This window comes from Acinetobacter sp. 1130196 (assembly GCF_000588095.1).
Classification (GTDB): Bacteria; Pseudomonadota; Gammaproteobacteria; order Pseudomonadales; family Moraxellaceae; genus Acinetobacter; species Acinetobacter nosocomialis.
In genome coordinates this window covers 12,873-37,642 of sequence record NZ_JFWX01000014.1, presented here as the reverse complement: position 1 = coordinate 37,642, position 24,770 = coordinate 12,873, and the positions used below count along the sequence as shown (strand labels likewise).

Here is a 24,770-nt window from a genome sequence, read left to right as displayed (position 1 = left end):
TCTTATATTTTTTATGCAGGAACTGGATACATCTGATCAATTGTCTGGGCCACAGCCGCCACGTTCTCAGCGAACATAATCGATGAATGGTCACCAGGCAGATCCACTTGTGTAAGCGTATCTTTGATCAGTTGATCCCAACCGAGGCTTTCCCCGAAATCTTCCATCTCATCTTTAGCCTTGACCAAGAGGATCGGAAAATCTTCAGGTTCTGGGAAATAGGTCTGGAGTGCGACGCCATTAGCCAAATAAGTGTCAAAGTAAAGTCGGAAATCTGATGGATTAGCATCCAAAGGTATAACATTGATAGCTTTAGCTTCTTTAAGCACATGATCAAACATGTGATCTGAACTTAATTCGCGCAAGTATTGCGCTGGGATCGTCAACTTTTTCCCATAAGGGACAGCTAAATCACGAGCAAACCAAGACAAGAGCATGGCATCATCGGCATCTTCAGGTACATTTTCTGGAATTGGAGCACGAGTATCGATCATGACAATCCCTGTGACCTGCTGCCCCATTTGACGCAACTGACGACTGATCTCGTATGCAATCGCACCACCAAAGCACCATCCACCGAGGAAATAAGGCCCCTGAGGCTGCATCTTTTGCATTTCAGCAATATAGAGTGTCGCCATTTCTTCAATGGCTACTTCAGCGGCATCTGCTTCAATCAATCCTGGAGACTGAATAGCACGTAAAGTACGATTCGGATTGAGATGACGCGAAAGCTCCATATAACAGAAAGTACTACCACCAATCGGATGGAACAGCCACAACGGTTGTTCATAGGTTCCACGACGTAATTCGATTACGATGGAAGGTTTGATTTCTTTATTTTCACGGATGATCTCGCCTAAACTTTCTACAGTGGAGTACTGTGCTAGTAAGGCAACTGATAATTCGGTACCAAATACCTTCTTGAGATGATTGACAAGCTTCACCGCAAGTAATGAATGCCCGCCTAACTCAAAGAAATCATCATGTATACCCACTCGCTTAACTGACAAAATCTGCTCAAAGGTCGTACATAGCTCGATTTCGATCGAATCTCGTGGTGCAACATAATCATTGCTCTGCTCAAACACTGGCTCAGGGAACGCCTTACGATCTATTTTGTTACTACCCGTCATTGGAAATTCATCCAAACGGATAAACGTACTTGGCACCATATAAGCTGGGAGATGGATTTGCAGGGTCTTTTTCAACCCTGCCATATCAATCTCAGACCCTGTCACATAGGCCACCAGTTTCTGATCGTTGTCGGCAGTGGTCTTAACCAACACTACTGCATCTGTAATACAATCGATCTGTTTGAGAACATTCTCGATTTCACCCAGTTCAATACGGAATCCACGGATCTTGACTTGGAAGTCCAGACGTCCGTGATGGGTCAAACGCCCATCCATACGCAAACAGACTTTATCTCCAGTACGATAAAGTCGACCGGCATTTGGTAGAGATGGCAAGGTTCTGAATTGTGCATCTGTCAAATCAGGTCGTTGCCAGTAATCAATTGCTAGGCCATCGCCTCCAATCCAGAGCTCTCCCATAACACCGCGTGGGACCAACCGCTGTTGTTCATCAAGAACATAAAGCTGGGTGTTCGCCATTGGCTGACCTAAATCAATCAATTTTGAATCGGTGATATGAGCTGCACTGGACCATACTGTAGTTTCGGTCGGACCATAGATATTCCAGAGACAACTTACTTTGCCCAAAAGTTTTTCTGCAAGTATAGGATCGAGTGCCTCGCCGCCACTAATTGCAGTCATACCCGGAATACCGTTCCAGTCGCTATCTAAAAGCATTTTCCAAGAGGCTGGTGTTGCCTGCATAATATTGATCGACTTCGCCTGCATATAGTCCACCAGCAAGTTACCATCTAGCGATACCTCACGTGGGCAGACGTGTACCACACCGCCGTACATCAACGGAATCAATAGCTCAACAACTGAAATATCAAAGGCATAAGTTGTAATCGCCAATAACTGCATATCTGGCGTTGCTTGCAGCCTATCATTCACAGACAGCAAGAAATTAGCCATTGAAGGATGCCCAATACGCACGCCTTTAGGCTTCCCTGTCGAACCTGAGGTGTACATCACATAAGCGGTATCACCAAAGGCAAGTGTCTCACGCACTTGCTCAAGGGGTACAACATCAGCTTGATTAATATCTAAACGAGGCACAGAAACATTAACAGCATCCATTAACTCAGCTTGAGTCAAGATGACTTTAGGTTCAGCGTCTTCTACGATGTTATGCAGACGTTCTCTTGGGAAACTAGGATCTAATGGCACATATGCTGCTCCTGCCGCCCAAATTCCGAGGATTGCAGCAGGCAATAGCGTAGTACGGTCTAACATCAGACCTACACGATCACCATTGGTAATATTGTGTGCACGCAAATATTCAGCGATACCAGCGATATGCTGACCTAACTCATGATAGCTGACAGCATGATCTCTGCAGGTCGTAGCATAGTTGTCACCACGCTCGTCAATCTGCTTCAGAATCATTGCCAATAAATCATGCTTAGAATAGTCCGTAACCTGACCATGTAGATAGCCTAGCTGGATGTTATTCGCATAACTAGGAGCAATATCTAACTCAATGAGCTTACGCTCAGGATGGGTCACCATCTCCGATAGTATGATTTGCAGCAGTTGCACCATATTCTCTGCCGACTCTGCAGAGAATATTTCGGAATTGTATTTCAGTACACCAACCAGTTCACCCTGATATTCACCCCCCATTTCCAGCATAATGTCTAATTGACCTTCTTGCTGGCGAACCGGAAAGCTTCCCAAAGTCAGGTCTTGACCAACTAATGTAGCTGGATTCTGGATTGGTAAGAGTAGTTCCTTAAACTCATCCATGCCGCCTAGACGTTCCCAGAACATTCCCACCTGAGCCAATGGGTTAATACTGCCATCGCGCTTTGGTAAGACAGCCTCAACTACTCTAGAAAAGGCAACTTTTTGATGTTTTAGGCTTTGTTTTAATTGTTCTTGGACCTGTTGCGTAAATTGGCGTAAGGTTTGATCAGCATCAATGTCTACATGAAGAGCTATTGTATTGACAAATTGCCCAAGCGCATTACGCAAAGAACGCTCAAGCCTACCTGCTACTGCTGTGGCAATAACTAGATTATTTTCATTTGATAGTTTGTTCAGTAGGATATAAAAGCCAGATAGTACAAGACCAAACAATGTGATCTCATAATCTTTCGCCAAGCTCACAAGCCCAGATGATACTGACTCAGGCACACGGAAAATCACCGAGCTACCTTTATGTTGCTGCACAGCTGGACGTGGGTAATCAAGCGGAATACTATGCACATGTGGTGCGTGCTGTAACGCATTTTTCCAGAAAAGTAGGCTTTCATCAGCATCGTCGGTCGCATTGTTCTTCTGCTTATCCGCATACTGTGCGAACTCAATTCCGTCTACCGCATTTGACTCTGTAATTAGTCCAAAGCGCTTGCAGACATCACGCAGCAACAGACCAATTGACCAGAAATCCATTAAGGCATGATGAATCACAACTGCAACCACATAATGATTCTGACCACGTTCATAACAATGAATACGCCACAATGGTGGTTGAGTCAGGTCAAATGGTTGCTTGGTATCTTGTTCAACCAATTGCGTCAAATCAGAAGCTTCAACATGTCGAGCATCAGTGAAAATAATATTAGGATACACGCGATCCCAGATAAGTTGCTCAATCCCCTGTTCATTGGCAGGCATGCTTACACGCAATAGCGGGTAATCATCCATCACCGCTTCCAAAATCTCCATCGGTTTGTTGCCTAATGGTTGATTGACCTTTACATCAAAGGCCACCACCATATTGTAGGCACTGCAAGTTGGCTCAAAACGTTGGATATACCAAATACCAAGCTGCTCTGCAGAAATCGCGTGACGTGACAGAATTTTTGGCTCTAGGTGTGCAATGTTATTCATGAAGCAACCCCCTGTTGCAACTCAGAAACAAGATATTCGGCTAATGTATTAATTGTTGGGTAATCCCATAGTAATGTCGGCTCAAGCTCCAGTTTTGTCAGATCTTCTAAATCCCCAGAGACAGACAAAGCAACGATCGAATCAAGACCATAACTGGTAAATTTTTGCTCTGGATCAATCGTCTCAGGCTCTACACGCATTTCTTTGGCTACTAGTGTACGAATGATCGCGCTCCAGTAAGCTTTATCCTTATTCATGGGGTAATCTCCTCTTTAACTGGTTTGGCATCGCGCGGTGCCAATGCAAAATCGATAACAGATAACATATGGTTAGTTGAAATTCGGTCTAGCAAATCTGCCAATGTGCTTTCACGTACTGATGCCATAGGAGGAGATGTCTCTCCTTCAGCGGTATTTAAGAAAATGATCAGCCATGCACCATCCTGCAAAGCAGGCCTTAAACCATGACGGTTGAAAACCCAGAAACCCAGCACAGCAATGCGGGCAAACAGCTCGGCGTAACCACGGGCAAGGCTAAAGCGCAGCGTTTCAAATTCGTTGCTTTGCTCAGAGTTTGAAAAGTAATCCTGAATTTTTTGATCCAATGAGCGCTGTTCAACAAGCAACTGATTTGCTCGCTCACTTAGTGTAGAAAGCGTTTGGGCAGACAATCCTGCTGTGACATCGGTATTGTTGAGCATTTCGATGATTGTCCCGAGCGACTCCATTACCAAGTCACCATCTCGGTTAAAAATCTCAAGCTCACGAAAATCAATAGCCCCTGTCTCTACCTGCAAGTCATACAACTGGCGATAGCGTGCTTTAGCTTCGGCTTGATTGAGTTGATCGGCTTTTTTACTACGACCTTTATTGGCAGACTTGAGCTGAAAACTCAGGCTGTCTAGACAGACGGTACTGCTACCATCAAATACACTAACAATCAGATGGTCTCTGAATGCTTTTTGGTACATTCCATCAGCATATGCATTTCTTAAGAAAAAACGTGAGCCAAGCACTGAAGAAGTGATCTTGGCAAGCGACTCTACATACTCAGGTACTACGACCTTGACGATTGGTGACCATGTACTGAATTGATTGATACAAACATGTAATCCACGCGCACCAACGAGTGATAACACCTCAGCCGCTAAAAGATAAGCATAGGCGGTGGCGAGTTGCTCACGCACTAGCGGAATGTTTATCACTTTCTTGTTATATAACTCGCGCTCAATAGCAAATTCGGTCGCGATACGTAGCATCGTGTCACCCGCTCCGAGCGAGAAACTACTGCAATATGCACGTGTTACCTGTAGCGTCTTGAGACCAAGCTCCAAGCCCTGGCCTTCTTCACCGATTAGAGCGTCTTTGTGAATTTCAGCATTATTAAAACCAATACCGCTAATATCTAGACCACGCATACCCACTGTTGGCAGACGGTTCAGGCTATACGTTCCTTTCGAAGCCATTTGACGCTTATCGAGCCAGAATGCACTCAAACTACGCGGTCCACGATCATTCGATGTTTTAGCAATCAGACTTAAAGAGTCACCTAAAGTGGCGCGATTGATCGACCATTTTTCACCATTTAAGACATACTTGCTTTCACCAGATTGTGCAGTCACTTCACTAGATAACAGATCTGCACCATGTGCTTTTTCACTATAAGCTAGTGCTGGCGCAGCACCACTTAAAATTCGGTTAGCGATGTTTTGACATTGATTCGCATTACCACCGATCCATACGATCACAGACCAAGCATTCGTGCTATAGGTCGAATTGATGGTTAGATCACGTCGTGCCAACACGCGATGCAGATATAACAACTCTTCACCAATTTCCATGCGCCCCCCGAGTTCTGAAGGTACATAGAAACGGTTCATGCCCACCGCATTCAGAAAATCAACAGCACGCTGAGGATACTGTTCCTTTTCATCACGCTCGATGGCAGCGGACCAAGAAAAATCATTGTTGGTATCATGTACGGAGCCTAAAATTTGCTCCAGACGAGCAGCAGATTGAAACTGCCGCAAATTGGAAGTAAGTGACATGAATTTTCACTCAAATGATTAAAGGGTAAGGGTTAAAACAAAGCACTTTTCAGACGATTAAAAATCAGCGTGCGCACTTCACGTTCCTTGATCATTGAGTTGAGTAGATTGGAGCTATAACGAATCAACTGCCCCCGCTGCTCACGATCACGGATGACTTCTAAACTGTTCTTGATATAATTTCGAGCAATCACCGTTCTACGGTTTGGATGGGTCAAACAGACCAGCTGACCTCGCTCGATCTGTTCTTTAATTTTTCTTCTTCTAATTTTGCCGCTAGTGGTCTTATTTATTCGGCCTTGATGCAGTAAATAGACACCGTCTACAGGTAAGCCAATATCAGCCGCCACTTGTTCTTTAACTTGAGTTCTGATGGTTTCAAAATTAAGAGTCTTGTTTAATGACTTTTTCTTAATCTCAAGTACAACCGTAACCCCCTCAGAATCAGCAAAATTTACTGCTGCAACACAGCCTTTACGAACAGCAGGATGTGCCATTTCAACAGAGCATTCGATATCTTGTGGGTAATAGTTTTTGCCACGGATAATAATTACATCCTTAAGACGGCCAGTTACATACAGGTCTCCATCTTTGATAAAGCCCATATCACCCGTTCTTAAGTAATATTCTTTACTTGGCTGACCTGCTTCATCAAGGATCGTTGCTTCAAAGGTTTCCTGATTGATCTCAGGTTTCTGCCAGTAGCCTGCTGTGACACTCTCTCCTGCTAGCCAGATTTCACCAACTTCATGAGCTGCTACTTCTTTATGGGTATGCGGATTAACTATGCGGCAATCAATGTGCGCCGAGATCTTGCCACAGCTCACCACTTGCACCGCGGTCTGATCCTGACTGGTTTGTACCAAGTGGGCATTCAACTTATCACGATCAAGAGAAATTGCATTGAGAGGGCCAGTCACACCACTGACTAAGAGCGTCACTTCCGCCAAGCCATAGCATGGCAAGAAAGTATCTAGTTTCAGTTTGGACTGAGTATTGAACTTCTCCATGAAACGCTGCATGACATGCGCTTTGATTGGTTCTGCACCGTTAAATAGTACACGTACGCGGCTCAGATCAAGCGTTGCTGCGTCTTCATCTGAAATACGATGCAAACACAATTCATACGCAAAGTTTGGACCACCACTGATCGTGACGCCTTTTTCACTAATAAATTGTAGCCATTTAAGCGGTTTACGTATGAAGTCCAGAGGCGACATTACATAACAAGTTAGCCCCACATACACGCTCTGCAAAACCGAGCCGATCAATCCCATATCATGATAAACAGGCAACCATGTAAGGCCGATATCATCAGGTTGTGTACAAAAAGCTTCCGTAATCATGGCTTCATTTGCCATAATATTTTTGTGGGTGACAATTACACCTTTAGGCCAACCGGTCGATCCTGAAGTGTATTGAAGGAAACAAACATCATCTGCATCAATATAAGGAAAATCCTTTTCCGCCAAGTCACGCTGAAATTCCGTATCAACAGCATGTAGTATTAAACTTTCATTTTGAGCTTTTAATGTAATTAGGCCCGATAACTCAAGAATCTTTTTTGTTGTGAGCACGATTTTTGGCTCACAGTCATTCATAATATTCAAAATATTAGAAAAACCATTACGATTAAACGGCAAGCTAACTGGTACTGCGATAATTTTAGCTTTCAGACAAGCAAAGAACGATACGATAAAGTCTAGCCCCGGTTCGAACAGCAAGACTGCACGATCACCACTGTCTACAAGGTTCATTAATATCTGAGCTTGGTGTTGAACTCGCTTATTCAGATCTGCATACGTTAGAGATTGAATCCCACCAGATTGGCGTCCCAAATACTCAAAAGCAGTCTTACCCCCATTTAGGTTCGCGTGGGATTCCAAAGTTGCAATGATATTATCCGTACACATTACAGCCATAACTTACTCCGATTAATTATAATTAACCCTTAAAACCTGCTGATTCAGAAATTAATTTCTAGTTGGGGGTTTTAATAAAAATGAATATACTTTTTCTTTAAAATATAAATTCACATTATATTTTATGCACAAGTGTCCTTTATTACACCTGTAAGGGTTTACAGGTTAGATGTTACTTATTGAAAAATAAGAAGCTAAAATATTTTTAAAAATTATTTTTTATTCAGTTATATAGTTTAAGAACTTTTAAATAATTAAAAAAGCGACCATTCTTTGATCTACTTTTAGATACTCTTAAGTAAAATTTTTTAATCTTCAGATCATTACTCAGTTTTTCTTCTGCTGCGTTTGTTTTAATTTTTTAGTTTCTATATGAGATATAATTTATAGTTCTTTTAAAGATAAATTATCAAATAATATCAACTCTCGTATAATTTTACTTTTAAGATTAAATTATTAATACCGCCTATTTAATTTTATTTCAGATAATTAAAATTTAATTTATACATTATTATAATAAACTATAAATAATTTTATTTAAAAATAATAAACTTACTCATTATTTTAAATTCATAGATTAACTTTTTAAAATAAAAAATTTAAAACACATGTTATAAAATACTTAAATAAATATCATATAACTATTTATTTTATAATACTCTATATTCTTTATATATCTTTTTACAAAAGTCCCAGCATTACTGCTCGAATAGCTGCTGAAATTTTATTATTTACATTTAATTTTTGCATCGAGTTACAAAGATGAAAATTTACAGTTCTTTCAGTAACCCCAATAATCTGGGCAATCTCTGCTGAGGTTTTACCCTCTGCTGTCCAACGTAAAGCTTCTTTTTCTCGGTTCGTTAAATAAAGGTTGAACTGAGAGAACTCTACATCATTGACAATTTTAGCAATGCTGGAATGCACTGTTTGAGTCAACCAATACATATTTGTATATTGTGCTTTTTGCTCTTTTTCTGATAATTGATCGGTGGATCTTGCTAGTGTTAACATCCCTCTCGTCCCAATAAAATCACGACTTGACTGAGCCCAACCGACATTTAAACCATAAGAACGCGCCTCTTCCCAGAAATCTTTTTCTTCTTGTGTTTTTGCATTTTGACTCGACCAGACAAGAGGTTGAAGTGATACCATACAATGCTGCACAGTAGGGTCTACCTTCACGTAACGTTGTTCTATATAGCGCTTTTGCCATGCCTGAGGATAATTATTCAACATAATTGTTTTTGGTTCAGCAATAGACAGCGGTGACTGCATACCATAAGCACAATAATCAAATCCAAGCTTTGACGCTGTAGATTTGACTACTTCAAACAATTCATCTTCATTTTTTACGACCAAAAATGCTGATAATAAATCCTCTTGCCAACTTTCCATTTGCTCTCATTAGGCTCCATTCAGAAATTATTTTTTGTTCAGTTATCTCTTGTGAATCCAAATAATTAAATTGAAGCGTAGGGCTATTTTTTTACCTTTATTTCAATAGAACTCTACAAAAATCTAAAAGATTATGAGGCTGTCAAAATATTTCCACTACTTCATCTTCTTTTATTACTTTCTCAATTGCAGATTTTGAACTCATCATCCAATTAACAACACTTTTAAGCCCAAATGGTTGTAAATTATTCAGATAAACTAAATTTCTGAAAGCCTCTAAGGTTGTTATATTCAATATACAGATTATGCTTGAAAAAATTAAATTTTACAGGATGCATTTTATTCCAAAAAACATAGTTTTTAAAATAAAAAAACAATGCTCATTATTTAATCTTAAAATTATATTTTATTAATTTAATTAAATAATACATTTCAACAATGATCCAAGAAATATAATTTTATCAATCATTATATATTCAAACTAAAAAAATAAATAATTATTTAGCAAATCAAATAATTACATGGTGGCTTATTTTAGTTAAAACTATTGTTTTAATAACAAGTATAAAAGCCACCTAAAAAAGCTAAAAAAAGTAAGTCAATTGAGCATTGTCAAAAGCATTTTTTATATTATAACTACAAGATAATCATTTTTTACTTTAGCCAACCTTAATACTTGAATAATCTTCCAATAAGAATAGCTTAACGATATAGGGCATCAAATTATATTTAACCTGTTAAACATAACAGTATTTAATTGGCAATAATTTATGGTATTTATCAAAAGATTTCTATTTTAGGGTACTTGAACAGGTAGCATCGCCAACATTACCCCTCATTTTTCAATTTCGACAGATGGTTTTATTCGTATGAATGAGAACCAACTCATGAATTACCCTTTTCAACACGTTGTATCTATCGTTGAATCAACCCAAATTGAAGAATCTCAAATTGTTTATTATGGTTTTACTGAATGGGCGACATTAAAAACGCCTGCTTTAAGTACAGGATGGGACTGGGAATTCGTTGAACAAAACGGTTTTGTTACTTTAAAACGAACTGGTCTGCCTAGAAGCAATATTATGATTGTTGATATATCTGGTACAGATATTGGATTTGATAGCACTGAAACATTAATCAAAAGGAAGATAGATACTTTGTTCTGGGAACAATTCATTTATGCTCAAATCAATACAAGCTTAATCAAGTCTAAAGTAAGTCTGAATTTCTCTTAGAAACCTGTAAATTTTTACAGTTACCGCCTTTCCAGCTGTTCAGTAAAGTCACATCAAAAATAAGTGGAAGCACTTGTAGTGAATATTATTGCTGGATTTCAAAACAATTTTTCAGAAGGCTTATATAGCAAATTTAAAAGTTACCGTTATAAGGTATTTGTTGAGCATTTAGGATGGGAGTTAAACTGCCCACATAATGAAGAACTCGATCAATTTGATAAAGTCGATACAGCTTATGTGGTCGCTCAAGATAGAGACTCTAATATTATTGGCTGTGCCAGATTACTACCTACGACTCAACCGTATTTACTTGGTGAAATATTTCCTCAATTACTGAATGGAATACCTCTCCCGTGTTCCCCAGAAATTTGGGAATTATCAAGATTTTCAGCCGTAGATTTTTCAAATCCGCCTACAACAGCAAGTCAAGCAGTGTCATCGCCAGTTTCTATTGCAATTTTGCAAGAAGCGATTAACTTTGCAAGAGAACAAGGGGCCAAACAACTTATTACGACCTCTCCTCTAGGTGTAGAGCGTTTATTACGTGCTGCTGGTTTTCGCGCCCATCGTGCAGGCCCACCAATGACGATTGATGGCTATTCTATGTTTGCCTGTTTAATTGATGTGTAATGGTTTAAAGGTTAACTCTTGTCTCTCGGACATGAGTTAACCTAGTTTTTTTATAATCAAGAAATACGCTTATTGCGAAGAATAAATAACGCGTATCAATCAATCTTGGTTTTTAAATTTAAGTTTGCTTTTTTATAATAAGTCTCATCCGTTTTAGGGTTTCCATCACGCGGCATAAATGATGTCGATATAATTGCAACGACAGCCATACTTCCAATATAAAGCATAATTAAATATGGGTTACCTTGCCCAATACTGAGCAGCTTGGTGGCAATCATAGGGGCTAAACCACCACCCAAAACACCTGCCAACTGTACTGAAATCGAGATACCGCTGTAGCGAATTTCCGCAGGAAATTGTCGCGCAAAAAGCTGAGCTTGTGGCGCATACATAATTGGAAACACCACACCAATTGCCAAAACAATTGCCGTCCAGACCAGTACAGGATCTTTGGTATTGAGCATGCTAAAAAATGGATAAGAATAAAGTGCCAATACGCATAGACCAAACATAAACATATTGCGTTGACCGACTTTATCGGACAAATGTCCGCATAACGGCGTCATAAATAAAATCACGGCTGCACCGCAAATGGTGGCAAATAAAATATCTTGGCGGGGAATACCAAGTTGTGCAGTGGTATAAGCCAAAGTAAATGTTGACGCAATATAAAACCATGCATTTTCAGCAGCACGCGCCAAAATAATGGTGATCAGTTGTTTTGGATGATTTTTAAAAACCTGAAAGGCAGGAACTTTGACTTCTTCAGACTGCTGTTTTACTTTTTCAAAATCTGGTGACTCAGGCACTTTTACACGAATATACCAGCCCACTGCCAGTAAAATAATGCTGGCAAGAAATGGTAAACGCCAGCCCCAGCTAAACAGTGCTTGCTCAGGTAATAACGACACCAGTCCTAGCGCGATTGAGGCGAGCATTAAGCCACCACCTGTACTCGCCTGTGGCAAACTTCCCCAAAACCCTTTACCACCTTCGGGTGCATGTTCAACGGCCATAAGCACGGCACCGCCCCATTCACCACCCATGGCCATACCTTGAATAAATCGTAAGATCACCAAGCCAATTGCAGCCCAATATCCAATTGATTCATAAGTTGGTAAGAGGCCAATCAGTACGGTTGGAATTCCCATGAGCATCAGCGTTAACAACAACATTGACTTACGACCAATCTTGTCACCGAAATGACCAAAGACCAAGCCACCTAAAGGCCGCCCAATAAACCCAACAGCATAAGTTGCAAATGCTGCAAGCACACCTGTAAGTGGGTCCAGATTTGGGAAAAATAGCTTGTTAAAAATGAGGGCTGCTGCTGCGCCATAAACAAAAAAGTCATACCACTCAATCGTGGTACCAACCATGCTAGAGATGCCTGCTAATCGATGTGACGACTTTTTAGGATGTGAACCGTTTCCATGTATTGTTTGCATCGTAATGTCCTTTTTAGATTTTCTTGTTTTGTCTTTTTATGCTTATGATCTGTCCTGACCATAAGCATGTTAAGGTCTCGCTTGATCTCCTTAAGCTTTTTGTGTGTTTTTAAAATGGGGTTAGCTTAGTTTTTCTAAAATTTGCTCTAGCTCCGGATTACGTTCTTGCCACCGTGGTTGTTTATCTTTATCAACAATGAGCGCACGAACGCCTTCAATAAAGTCACCATGCTCAAACCAGATATCCTGTAAATCACGCTCAAGCTGCATACACTGCTGTAGTGAAAGGCCGCGCCCTAAATATTGCAGTTTCAAGCTGGTTTGTTTGGCAATAAATGAACGCTGCTGCAAAATACTAAGCATCTTACTCGCCCAAGCCTTTAAGCTTTCATCCTGTTCATTTTCAAGGCTTTGTTCGATCTCATCTAAATGCTGATATCCGAAGTGTTTACGGATGCCTTCGGCAAGTTGTTTAAGCTCACTTTCGATAGGCCGAGTAATAAATCGGGTAATGATGCGTTCAATTCCCTCTTTGCTTAAACTTGGCGCTTCAACGAGAGCGTCTTGTAAAGCTTGTAACTGATCGCTTGGCACATGGTAGTCAATTAAGTCGAGATAGAGCGCATCGCTACTACTAATCTGCTCACCCGTAATTGCCATATAAACGCCAATATCATCAAGGCGAGACAGGAAATGAGTTGCGCCAACGTCCGGGAAAAAACCAATCGCTGTTTCAGGCATAGCAAATCTGGACTTTTCGCTGCTTACCACAATGTGACACGCCTGAGCCAAGCCAAAACCACCGCCTAATACATAGCCATCAAGCACAACGATGATTGGCTTTTCATATTCGCGCAGTGTATTGAGCATTTTATATTCGGCACTAAAGTAGCCTTTGTAATCGGCTGTGCCATTTTTATAACTGTCGTAGAGATAGCGGATATCGCCCCCTGCACAGAAGGCTTTTGGGCTATTTGATTTGATTAAGATCGCCTGAACAGCAGCATCATTTCGCCACAGTTCCAATTGGGCACCAATCCCTTCAATCATATCTAGCGACAATGCATTAAGATGAGTCACACGGTCTAAGGTAATCACGCCGAGCTTACCTTGTCGCTCAATCATTAAGTGATTTTCTGTATTCATTTTATTGATCTCTTACTGATTTTTAAAATTTGCCTGCCGTTTTTCAACAAAGGCCTGCATGCCTTCTTTTTGGTCCGCAGTTGCAAAAATGGAGTGGAACATGCGGCGTTCAAAACGTAAACCTTCTGTGAGGTTCACCTCAAAAGCTCGGTTAATGGTTTCTTTGAGCATCATGTTTGCAGTTAAAGACCGTGCTGCGATTTTTTCAGCGGCTTGCAAGGTTTGTTCAAGTAATTCTTCTTTACTAAACACACGTGCAACCAAACCACTTTGTTCTGCCTCTACTGCGCCCATTTGACGAGCGGTAAGGCACATTTCCATTGCTTTAGCTTTACCAATGGCATGGGTTAAACGCTGTGTCCCACCAATGCCCGGAATTACCCCTAGAGTGACTTCGGGTAAACCAAACTTGGCGTTGTCAGCACAATAAATAAAGTCACACATAAGCGCCAACTCACAGCCACCACCCAAGGCATAGCCACTCACCGCAGCAATTAAAGGTTTACGGCGCTGTGCAATACGGTCTGCAAGATGAAAAAAGTCATCTAAATAAATATCGGGGAAAGCCAAATCGGCCATTTCTTTAATGTCGGCCCCTGCGGCAAAAGCTTTTTCTGACCCTGCCAATACGATGCAACCAATTTCGCGGTCTTTTTCGAGTTGATCTAATGCCTGATTAATTTCACTAATTAATTCACTGTTTAAAGCATTGAGCGCTTGAGGGCGATTTAAGGTAATCAGTCCAACCCCATTACGCTTTTCTAATAAAATACTTTGCCACTGCATTATTTATTCCTTGTTCTGGTTCTATAGACTACGTGCGATGACTAAACGTTGGATATCACTTGTGCCTTCGTAAATTTGACAAATACGCGCATCACGATAAATACGCTCAATTGGGAAGTCTCTGAGATAGCCATAGCCACCAAACACTTGTAGGGCACTTGAGCACACACGCTCAGTCATTTCTGAAGCAAATAACTTAGCCATTGAGGCTTCGTTGAGACACGGTTGGCCTGCTTCTTTGAGACGCGCAGCGTAGTGAACCAGTTGTCTCGCTGCTTCAATTTCAGTTGCCATGCTGGCAAGGCGAAACGCGATAGTTTGATGCTCAAAAATTGGTTTTCCAAAAGTAATACGCTCTTTGGCATAACGAGTTGCTTCTTCGAGTGCCGCACGTGCTAGACCGACTGCTTGTGCAGCAATACCAATACGCCCACCTTCTAAATTGGCAAGTGCGATTTTTAAACCTTCGCCTTCTTTACCTAGCATGAGACTTTTATGGATGCGTACATCTGTCAGCGCAATTTGGCAGGTATCTGAAGCATGCAGACCGAGTTTTTCTTCAACACGAATCACTTCATAACCCGGTGTTTCGCGTGGAACTAAAAAGGCACTAATGCCCTTTTTACCTGCGCTCGGGTCGGTCACTGCAAACACGATAATGACACCGGCATTATTACCCGAGGTAATAAATTGCTTGGCACCATTTAAAATGTAATCGTCACCATCTTTCACTGCACGGGTTTTGATGGCTCCCGCATCCGATCCTGTATGCGGCTCAGTTAGGGCAAAAGCACCGATCATTTCACCTTGTGCCAAAGGCTTTAAAAAGCGCTCTTTTTGCTCGTCGGTCCCAAATTTTAAAATAGGCACACAACCAACCGAGTTATGTACACTCATGATGGTCGAGGTTGCCCCATCTGCTGCCGCAACTTCCTCGAGTGCCAGTACATAGGCTAAGTTACCCGTATCTGAACCACCCCATTCCTCTGAAACAAGCATTCCCATAAAACCGAGTTGTCCCATTTGAGTCAGAGTGTCTTTTGGGAAAGTCCCGTCTCGATCCCAATCACTGGCATTAGGCTTGATTTGTTCTTGGGCGAAACTTTTCGCCATATCACGAATGAGTAATTGTTCTTCGGTAAATTGCATTATTATTTCCTTTACCCTGCTTTAGCTTGTTGTTTAGCAATTTCTTGATTACGCAATAAAAAGCGCTGAATTTTGCCACTTGGAGTTTTAGGTAATTCACTCACAAATTCAACTAATCGTGGGTAAGCATGAGCAGAAAGTCGTCTTTTCACAAACTGGCTGAGTTCTTCAGCAAGCGCATCTGAAGGTTGTACGCCCGCAGCTAAAATTACAAAGGCCTTAACGACTTCAGTACGATCTGGATCAGGCACGCCTATTACTGCGGCTTCAATCACAGCATCATGTTCAAGCAGTGCGCTTTCTACATCAAAAGGCCCAATACGATAGCCTGATGTGGTGATTACATCATCACTACGGCCGACAAAACTCATACTGCCATCGGCATGAAGTTCGGCAGTATCACCCGTCAAGTAGTAATGACCGACAAAAGGTGATTTACGGCTTTCTTTATAGCCACCAAACCACATCATTGGAGACTGGCTAATGTCGACTGCTAAAATTCCCGGTGTGTCTGGCGGAAGTTCTTCACCTTGTTCATTAACAATCGCAACACGATAGCCCGGACTTGGGAAACCTGCTGAGCCAGCATGAATTTCATGTTTTAAGCCATGATGATTACACACCACCATGCCGACTTCGGTTTGTCCGTAATGGTCATAAATTGGAGCATCAAGGACTTGTTTAAACCAGCGAATGACTTCCGGATTAAGCGGCTCACCTGCACTACTCACCACACGAAATTGGCCTTTTAATGGCGCCATTTGTACCGGATCTGCTGCCATCATCATACGGTAAGCTGTTGGTGCACCTGCCAAGTTGTTAACTTTATAATCTTTCACAATTTGGCATAGGCTATCGGTACTAAAACCGCCTTCATAGAACAAAGTAGCATGGCCTAAAAATAACGGTCCAGTAATCGCATAATACAAGCCATACGCCCACCCCGGGTCGGCAATATTCCAAAACGAGTCCTCTTCGGTTAAACCAATGGCATCTTGCATATATCGCCCAAAGGCAATCAGTGCTTTTAATGGCACTTCCAAGGGTTTAGCAGGCCCTGTTGTGCCTGAAGTAAACATGAGCAAGAAAGGATCTTGAATGTTACGCATTACCAGATCACATTGATCGGACTGCTGTTTCACTTCATTCCAAAAATTAAAATCCCCTGCTTTAAGCGCAGTACCTTGAGCATCAGCCACCGTCATAATTGCAGGACACTTTTCAATTTCGTCGAGCTTGCTACGGTTACCCATATCGGTCACCACCAACTTGCTTTGTGCAAGCTGAATACGGTGCTCAATCGCTTTTGGGCCAAATGCAGTAAATAAAGGCTGGTACACAGCACCAATTCGCCAAGCCGCCAAAATGGTTACAATCAGTTCAGGTGTTCTTGGCAATAAGCCTGAAATACGGTCGCCTGCTTTTACACCTTGAGCTTTTAAAAAGTTAGCAAACTGACTCGACCATTCTTTTAGTTCACGGAAGGTATATTGCTCTTTTCGTCCGTCTTTTCCTTGCCAATACAGCGCAATTCTGTCGCCATCTGCATGTCGATCACAGCATTCATAACATGCGTTCAGTGCATCGAGTGAACCTGACAACATCTGTTTAGCAGTGCTTTCCAAATCGAAAGCCTGTACAGCATTTTGATAATCCATCATATCTTTTCCCTCAGTCCGGATTTGTTGTTATTCACGACAGGGTTTGATTTATTGGTTTAAAGCCATCCTTTGGCTTTACCGTTATGCCTCTTGTGGTAGGTATTGCTGAATAATGCTCGAAAAATCGAGATGAGCATTACCACGCATGCACATTTGCTGATAGAGCTGTTGCACCATGCCACCTAATACAACAGGTTGTTTAACTTGGCCTGCGGCTTCTACAGCGAGTCCTAAATCTTTGAGCATTAGCTGAGTCGCAAAGCCGTCTTGGTAACCTCGAGATGCAGGCGCATTTTCATTAATGTGTGGCCATGGGTTGCATACATCCGAGCTCCAGCAACGACCACTTGAGGTGTTAATTACCCCTGCCAATGCTTGTGGGTCGATGCCTAGCTTCACACCAAGTGCCATACCTTCGGCCACCGCAGCCATTGAAATTCCTAAAATCAGGTTATTGCAAATTTTGGCAATTTGTCCTGCACCCACATCACCACAATGAACAATATTTTTGCCCATGTGGCTGAGCACAGGTTTCACCTCATTAAAGGTTTGATCATCGGCACCCACCATAAAGGTTAAGGTTCCTGCTTGAGCACCAATGGTCCCGCCAGAAACGGGTGCATCACAAATTTTAATATTTTTACTCTGCGCAACAGCAGCAATGTCTTTTATGGTTTGCGGGTCAATGGTGCTACTATCAATGCATAAGCTACCTGCTTTTAGCACTTCCAAGACACCATTTTCACCCAAGTAAACCTCTTTAACATGCTTTGCGGCAGGCAACATGGTAATGACCACATCTGCTTGTTTAGCTGCATTCTGTGGGCTGTCGCAGACTATGCCACCTGCCTCGGCGAAGTGCTGAATAGCAACTTCACTGAGGTCATAACCGTAAACTTTGATTCCGGCTTTTAGTAGGTTTTGGGCCATTTTGCCGCCCATATTTCCTAGACCGATAAAGGCGATATTCATCCGTGATCCCCTTAACGTAAACTAATGGTTGTGTTTACACCGCCAACTTCATGGCTATCTTCAAACCAACGGCTGGTAATGGTTTTGGTTTGGGTATAGAACTGCACAGCCTGTTTGCCGTATGGCCCCAAATCGCCGAGTTTAGAACCTCTTGAACCAGTAAAACTAAAGAACGGTACAGGTACAGGAATTGGAATGTTGATACCGACTTGGCCGATATCAATCAAGTTTTGGAAAGTACGTGCAATAGCACCGCTTTGTGTGAATAAACCTACACCGTTACCAAATGGGTTGGCATTGATAAGAGCAATTGCTTCATCGAGTGTATCGACACAAATAATTGAAAGTACTGGGCCAAAGATTTCTTCTTTATAGATACGCATGTCGGTATTTACGCCACTAAAAATCGTAGCACCCACAAAGTTACCTGACTCATAACCTTGTACTTGAACATTGCGACCATCGAGTAGAAGTTCTGCCCCTTGCTCAACACCGCTATTAATCAAGTCAATTACACGCGCTTTGGCACGTTTTGAAATGACTGGGCCAATGTCAGTATTTGGTTCATGACCTGCATTTACTTTTAGAGTTTTCGCTTTTTCAACTAACTCTTGAATCCACTGTTTACTGTCGCCAACCATCACTGCAACCGACAATGCCATACAACGTTGCCCAGCAGCACCAAACGCCGCGCCCACTAAGGCATTTAGCGTTTGTTCTTTATTGGCATCTGGCATCACAACCACATGATTTTTTGCGCCCATCATGGCTTTTACACGTTTACCATGTTGCCCTGCAAGGTTATAAACATGTGTTCCAACCGCAGTTGAACCTACAAATGAAATCGCTTTAATGTCTTTATGGGTACACAAACGGTCAACCACTTCTTTGCCGCCATGCACAACGTTTAAGACACCTGCTGGAATACCTGCTTGAATCGCAAGTTCAACCAGCATCATGGTTGATAACGGATCTTGTTCTGATGGTTTTAAAACGAAGGTATTGCCGCACACGATTGCCATTGGGAACATCCAAAGTGGAATCATGGCAGGAAAATTAAACGGCGTAATACCCGCACAAACACCCAAAGGTTGTTGCAAGGTATATGTATCTACACCACGTGCTACACCTTCGACGTACTCGCCCATTTGTAAAGTACCAACTGAACAGGCATGTTCAACCACTTCTAGACCACGTTGAATATCGCCTTCAGCATCTGCCAAGGTTTTACCTTGTTCAGCCGTCAATACTTGTGCAATTTCTTTCATGTTGGCACGAATCAAGTCTTGTAGCTTGAGCATGATGCGCATACGTGCCTGAATTGGGGTTTGGCGCCAAGAAGTAAAAGCATCTTGTGCAGCTTGAATAGCAGCTTCGACTTCGTCAACCGTTGCAAAAGGCACGCGGCCAATCACTTCCTGAGTTGCAGGGTTAATAATGTCTTGCCATTCTTGGGTTTTAGATTCGATAAACTGTCCGTTAATAAGTAATTTAGCGGTGTCCAATTCGATTTTCTGGATTGTGTTCATAACCTCTCCGTAGGTCATATTTTTATTGTGTTCAGTTATTAGAAAATACTTTTCTACGTATTTTCTTTATTCAGGTTTTATTTGAGACTAACAAAGAAATCTTTGACCACCAACGCAAATTCATGCACGATTGTTGTGCAAATATGCACAGGGACAACAACAAAAATGAAAGTGGATTGGGATCATCTACAGTTTTTTCTGGTTTTAGCACGCACTAAAACTCTAACCAATGCTGCACGTATTATTGGTGTTGAACATAGTACGGTAGCTAGACGGATTCAGGCCCTAGAACTTGCTTTAGGTACGACGCTATTTAAGCGTGAAGCAACGGGCTATGAGTTAACTCTCGAAGGGATGGCACTTGTCCCTCGAGTTGAGCAAATGGAACAAGCTTTCTTACAAATTGAAAAACCGCATCAACCTTTGCAAGGTCGTGTGCGAATTGGCACACCTGAGGGCTTTGGAACTGCATTTTTAGCCCGCTTACTGGCTGAGTTCTCTATTCAGTATCCACTACTTACCATTGACCTAATACCCGTGCCAAAAATGATTAAGCTTTCGCATCGTGAAGCAGATATTGTGGTATCCATTGAACGCCCAACCTCGGGGCCTTATATCATTACGCGCTTGTCTGATTATTGTTTAAAAATTTATGGCAGCCAGAGCTATCTAGCACAAAATCCACCGATTCGTGGTTTAGAAGATTTAACTCAGCATCGCTTTGTAAATTATATTGATGATCTGGTGTATAGCCCGGAGCTGTATTGTCTAGAACGTTTACCTTTAAAACTGAATGCTAACTTTCGCAGTAGCAGTATTTTGGCCCAACAAATTGCAGTGAGTGCTGGTGCAGGGCTTGCAATTTTGCCGAAGTTTTTAGCAGATGACAAACCTGAGCTCGAAGAGGTATTAGAGCAACAAGTTCGTTTTACCCATACCTTCTGGATGCTGACCTTCGTTGATTTACAGCATGAGCCGCGCATTAAACTGGTCTGGGATTACTTGCGTAAACAAGCTGATAAATATCAACATTTGCTGGTCGATTAATCTTTTAATAAAAAAGCCAATCAATGATGATTGGCTTTTTGGTAAATCGAGAAAGGATAATTAAAAGATTTCTCGGCCTAATTTTTTCATGCGCGGCTTATAGAATGCATAGTAAGTCACACCTAAAACCACCACCCATACTGGACTGACGTAGAGCGCTTTTAATGTATCTGGCTCTAACGCCAAAATCACTAAAGTAAACAAGAAAAAGGCTATAACCGCATACGCCATTAACACGCCGCCCGGCATTTTAAAGGTTGATGCAGCATGAAGTTCAGGACGAGTTTTACGATAACGTAAATAGCACGCCATGATCAAAATCCACACGCTAATGAACAAGATTACACAGAGTGAACTTGCCAGAGTAAATGCTTCCATTGTGTTTGGAACAAAGTACTGAAGCACTGCCCCACCCATAATGAAAATACATGAGAAGATTAAACCATTTGAAGGCACAGCACGTTTTGATAAACGTCCTAATATACCCGGCGCTTGACCATCTTTTGATAAGCCGAACAACATACGGCTTGTTGAAAACACGCCACTGTTCATTGAAGACATGACCGACGACAGAACAACCAAGTTCATAATAATTGCAGAAATAGGAATACCTGCATTTAAGAACAACTCAACAAACGGGCTTTTATCGGCACGAATATGATCCCAAGGTGTTACAGACATCACCACAAAAAGTGCTAACACATAAAACAGGATAATACGTACCGGAATCGCGTTAATTGCTTTTGGTAGGTTCTTTTCTGGATCTTTCGTTTCAGCAGCAGTTGTACCAATCAGCTCAACACCAATAAAGGCAAATACGGCGATCTGGAAACCTGCCAAAAACCCGCTTACACCTTTTGGAAATATACCACCATGTGACCAGACGTTACTGATGCTTACCACGTCACCATGAGGAGCTTGGAAGTGGGTTAAAATCATGTAGCCGCCCACACCAATCAAACCGATAATGGCTAAAATCTTAATAAGCGCAAACCAGAACTCAACCTCACCAAACAACTTTACTGTAAGAAGGTTAAGGCTTAAGACGAATAGTACACAGCCCGCACTAATCATCGCTTGTTGCATGGGTGAAAAACTGGCGCCTTCGGGTAACCAGAAACTTAAATAGTTAATAACCGCAGAAAGATCGGCAATACCGACCAGTACCCAGCCTAACCAATAGGTCCAACCTATATAGTAGCCAGCCCACGGACCAATTAGGTCATACGCCATGTCGACAAATGACTTGTAATGTAAATTAGCAAGTAGTAATTCACCCAATGCGCGCATAAGGAAGAAGAACATTCCACCAATTAACATGTAGATTACAAGAATTGAAGGACCTGCGAGAGAGATGGTTTTGCCCGAGCCCATAAATAGACCGGTACCAATTGCGCCGCCAATTGCAATGAGCTGTAAGTGGCGATTACTTAATTTCCGTTGTAAATGATCAGGGGAGCCTGCCTCATCTGAATGATGAACCATTGTCATATTAGAAGTCCTTTTTATATTTTGCTTAATTTAAATCAGCAACCTATAGGGAGAAAACGAACCGTATATCGTGGGTTGCTGAGTCTATACCTCAGGACAAGATGTTCAAGTATATTTTTTCCTTAATTGATCTATCTTTTGTCCCTATTTTTTAAGTTGCATTATTTATGTACTGCCTTCACGGCAATTTTAATTATCCAATCTCGATTCACCAGATTAGCCGGAGTTTAGCATGTGATAATGCTAGATGTCGCTTTACTCCCCCCCTCAAAACTGTGCTATTGATTCAAAAATAAACAATATTATTCCGATAAAAAAACTGATGAAAATAAAAAAAGCCAATCATGATTGATTGGCTTTTTAATAAAACTTAATGATCGTTAACGAGTTCACGTCCTAGCTTTTTCATGCGTGGTTTATACAACACATGATAGGTAACACCTAAAATAACTAACCATACCGGACTGACATATAAAGCTTTCAAAGTATCTGGCTCTAATGCCAAGATGACTAAAGTAAAAAGCATAAATGCCAAAACAACATAACTCATCAAAATGCCACCCGGCATTTTAAATGTCGATTTTTCATGTAATTCAGGACGTAATTTACGATAGCGTAAATAGCACACCATAATGAGACTCCAAACACTAATGAATAGAATCACACAAAGTGAACTTGCCAACGTAAATGCCTCCATCGTGTTTGGAACAAAGTACTGAAGTACTGCTCCGCCCATAATAAAAGTACAAGAGAAAATTAAACCATTTGAAGGAACTGCGCGTTTTGATAAACGACCAAATGCACCCGGTGCCTGACCATCTTTCGATAAACCAAACAACATACGACTGGTTGAAAACACACCGCTGTTCATTGATGACATCACTGAAGACAGCACCACCAAGTTCATGATGATGGCAGAAACCGGAATACCCGCATTTAAGAATAACTCAACAAACGGGCTTTTATCTGCACGAATGTGATCCCACGGGGTTACTGACATCACAATAAATAGCGCCAACACATAGAACAGAATAATACGTACCGGAATCGCATTAATTGCTTTCGGTAGGTTCTTTTCTGGGTCTTTGGTTTCAGCAGCAGTTGTACCTACCAGTTCTACCCCGACAAAAGCAAATACAGCAATCTGGAATCCTGCCAAAAAGCCTTCCGTGCCTTTCGGGAATAAACCACCGTGCGCCCAAACATTACTAATGCTTGCAACAGCACCTTGTGGAGCTTGGAAATGGCTGAAAATCATGTAGCCGCCTACTCCGATCAGGCCAATAATTGCCAGAATCTTAATAAGTGCAAACCAGAATTCAATTTCACCAAATAGTCGTACTGTTAGGAGGTTAAGCCCCATCACAAATAACACACAACCTGCACTAATCATGGCCTGCTGTATTGGGGAAAAACTTGCACCATCGGGCAACCAGAAACTCAAATAGTTAATGACCGCTGAAAGGTCCGCAATACCCACCAGCACCCAACCTAACCAATAGGTCCAGCCCAAATAGTAACCGGCCCAAGGACCAATCAGGTCATGAGCCATATCAACAAAAGATTTGTAATGCAGATTTGCAAGGAGTAACTCACCCATTGCACGCATTAAGAAAAAGAACATGCCTCCAATAATCATATAAATAAAGAGAATTGAAGGGCCTGCGAGGGAGATGGTTTTACCTGAACCCATAAATAGGCCAGTTCCAATTGCACCGCCAATAGCAATCAGTTGTAAATGACGGTTAGACAGTTTTCGTTGCAGATGATCAGGAGAGTTTTCCGTATCTGAATGACGAGCCGTTGTCATATTAAAATTCCTTTTTGAATTCCTTTGTTAAGATCAGCAACCTATGGCGAAAATCGAACCGTATGCCATAGGTCACTGAATCTGTTCACCAAAAAATGACTGGATAAACCGTATCTATCTTCCTTCTGTTAGATACATCATCATTTTTGGAGTAAAAACGAATTACTTTTGTGCTGCCGTCACGGCAATTTCAATTAACCAATTTGGATTGACCAAATCGGCCTGAATTGTGGCACGCGATGGCGCAACACACCCTTTTAACCAATCAACCCAAATTGCATTTACGGTTGAAAAGTCAGAAAGATTTTTCAAATAGAGCTGCGCAGAAAGCAAGCGAGATTTATCGGTATTGGCTAATGCCAAAAGTTCATCAATCGTGGCAAGAATTTCACGAGTTTGGCCTGCCACGTCTTGCTCGGTATTTTTAGGTACCTGACCTGACAAATAAACCACTTTGTTAAAAACAGTCACGGCGCTCATGACTTCGTTAGTGTTAATCTTTTGTATATCTGAATTAGACATTCGGAT

The 24,770-nt window shown here is 41.6% G+C and carries 18 protein-coding genes; 3 read left to right on the top strand and 15 right to left on the bottom strand.

Annotated features, from left to right (window positions below; translation table 11 throughout):
• Positions 1 to 11 precede the first annotated feature (11 nt).
• The 5 genes from J671_RS13190 to abaR form a co-directional block, all read right to left on the bottom strand.
• On the bottom strand, positions 12 to 3,971 hold the full coding sequence (locus J671_RS13190; RefSeq protein ID WP_031982536.1) for a non-ribosomal peptide synthetase: 3,960 nt from the start codon (positions 3,969 to 3,971) through the stop codon (positions 12 to 14).
• A complete protein-coding gene (locus J671_RS13185) occupies positions 3,968 to 4,228 on the bottom strand; it encodes an acyl carrier protein (RefSeq protein WP_002054205.1) in 261 nt (86 codons plus the stop codon). The genes J671_RS13190 and J671_RS13185 overlap by 4 nt, the downstream gene beginning before the upstream one ends.
• Complete coding sequence (locus J671_RS13180) at positions 4,225 to 6,000, bottom strand: acyl-CoA dehydrogenase (RefSeq protein ID WP_081404893.1); 1,776 nt, start codon at positions 5,998 to 6,000, stop codon at positions 4,225 to 4,227. Before J671_RS13180 ends, J671_RS13185 begins: the two co-directional genes overlap by 4 nt.
• Positions 6,001 to 6,050: 50 nt before the next feature.
• The gene (locus J671_RS13175; RefSeq protein WP_031982534.1) at positions 6,051 to 7,940 is read right to left on the bottom strand and encodes a fatty acyl-AMP ligase; all 1,890 of its coding nucleotides are present in this window, start codon (positions 7,938 to 7,940) and stop codon (positions 6,051 to 6,053) included.
• A gap of 681 nt (positions 7,941 to 8,621) precedes the next feature.
• Positions 8,622 to 9,338 carry a LuxR family transcriptional regulator AbaR gene (gene abaR / locus J671_RS13170; protein WP_004711094.1) on the bottom strand — a complete coding sequence of 239 codons (717 nt, stop codon included), beginning with the start codon at positions 9,336 to 9,338 and terminating at the stop codon, positions 8,622 to 8,624.
• Positions 9,339 to 10,156: 818 nt separating this feature from the next.
• On the opposite strand from abaR, the gene J671_RS13165 reads away from it, so the two are divergent.
• Together J671_RS13165 and abaI are read left to right on the top strand one after the other, a co-directional pair.
• Positions 10,157 to 10,573: a DUF4902 domain-containing protein gene (locus J671_RS13165; protein WP_081404889.1), complete on the top strand. Its 417-nt coding sequence runs from the start codon at positions 10,157 to 10,159 to the stop codon at positions 10,571 to 10,573.
• A 63-nt stretch (positions 10,574 to 10,636) separates the two neighbouring features.
• Positions 10,637 to 11,203 (top strand): acyl-homoserine-lactone synthase AbaI, encoded by a 567-nt coding sequence (gene abaI / locus J671_RS13160; RefSeq protein ID WP_081400959.1) that lies wholly within the window; start codon positions 10,637 to 10,639, stop codon positions 11,201 to 11,203.
• Positions 11,204 to 11,298: 95 nt separating this feature from the next.
• Here abaI and J671_RS13155 read toward each other — a convergent pair whose 3' ends face one another.
• The 7 genes from J671_RS13155 to J671_RS13125 form a co-directional block, all read right to left on the bottom strand.
• Positions 11,299 to 12,651: an MFS transporter gene (locus tag J671_RS13155; RefSeq protein ID WP_031982532.1), complete on the bottom strand. Its 1,353-nt coding sequence runs from the start codon at positions 12,649 to 12,651 to the stop codon at positions 11,299 to 11,301.
• A gap of 120 nt (positions 12,652 to 12,771) precedes the next feature.
• Positions 12,772 to 13,797, bottom strand: coding sequence for an enoyl-CoA hydratase/isomerase family protein (locus J671_RS13150; protein ID WP_031982530.1), 1,026 nt, complete (start codon positions 13,795 to 13,797; stop codon positions 12,772 to 12,774).
• Between the two features lie 12 nt (positions 13,798 to 13,809).
• The gene (locus tag J671_RS13145) at positions 13,810 to 14,583 is read right to left on the bottom strand and encodes an enoyl-CoA hydratase (protein WP_001198683.1); all 774 of its coding nucleotides are present in this window, start codon (positions 14,581 to 14,583) and stop codon (positions 13,810 to 13,812) included.
• 21 nt (positions 14,584 to 14,604) lie between these two features.
• Positions 14,605 to 15,732, bottom strand: a complete 1,128-nt coding sequence (locus tag J671_RS13140; protein ID WP_006581253.1) for an acyl-CoA dehydrogenase family protein — start codon at positions 15,730 to 15,732, stop codon at positions 14,605 to 14,607.
• 11 nt (positions 15,733 to 15,743) lie between these two features.
• Positions 15,744 to 17,393 carry an AMP-binding protein gene (locus J671_RS13135; protein WP_031982529.1) on the bottom strand — a complete coding sequence of 550 codons (1,650 nt, stop codon included), beginning with the start codon at positions 17,391 to 17,393 and terminating at the stop codon, positions 15,744 to 15,746.
• Between the two features lie 81 nt (positions 17,394 to 17,474).
• Positions 17,475 to 18,365, bottom strand: a complete 891-nt coding sequence (gene mmsB, locus J671_RS13130) for a 3-hydroxyisobutyrate dehydrogenase (RefSeq protein ID WP_031982528.1) — start codon at positions 18,363 to 18,365, stop codon at positions 17,475 to 17,477.
• Positions 18,366 to 18,376: 11 nt separating this feature from the next.
• On the bottom strand, positions 18,377 to 19,894 hold the full coding sequence (locus J671_RS13125; RefSeq protein ID WP_031982526.1) for a CoA-acylating methylmalonate-semialdehyde dehydrogenase: 1,518 nt from the start codon (positions 19,892 to 19,894) through the stop codon (positions 18,377 to 18,379).
• 165 nt (positions 19,895 to 20,059) lie between these two features.
• Here J671_RS13125 and J671_RS13120 point away from each other — a divergent pair, with 165 nt between their 5' ends.
• Positions 20,060 to 20,941 (top strand): LysR family transcriptional regulator, encoded by an 882-nt coding sequence (locus J671_RS13120; protein WP_002050510.1) that lies wholly within the window; start codon positions 20,060 to 20,062, stop codon positions 20,939 to 20,941.
• Positions 20,942 to 21,001: 60 nt separating this feature from the next.
• On the opposite strand, the gene J671_RS13115 is transcribed toward J671_RS13120, so the two are convergent.
• The 3 genes from J671_RS13115 to J671_RS13105 form a co-directional block, all read right to left on the bottom strand.
• Positions 21,002 to 22,432: an amino acid permease gene (locus J671_RS13115; protein WP_004711113.1), complete on the bottom strand. Its 1,431-nt coding sequence runs from the start codon at positions 22,430 to 22,432 to the stop codon at positions 21,002 to 21,004.
• Between the two features lie 370 nt (positions 22,433 to 22,802).
• Entirely contained in the window at positions 22,803 to 24,242 is a 1,440-nt protein-coding gene (locus tag J671_RS13110) for an amino acid permease (protein WP_006581249.1), read from the bottom strand.
• A 162-nt stretch (positions 24,243 to 24,404) separates the two neighbouring features.
• Complete coding sequence (locus J671_RS13105) at positions 24,405 to 24,764, bottom strand: RidA family protein (RefSeq protein ID WP_000071348.1); 360 nt, start codon at positions 24,762 to 24,764, stop codon at positions 24,405 to 24,407.
• Positions 24,765 to 24,770 lie beyond the last annotated feature (6 nt).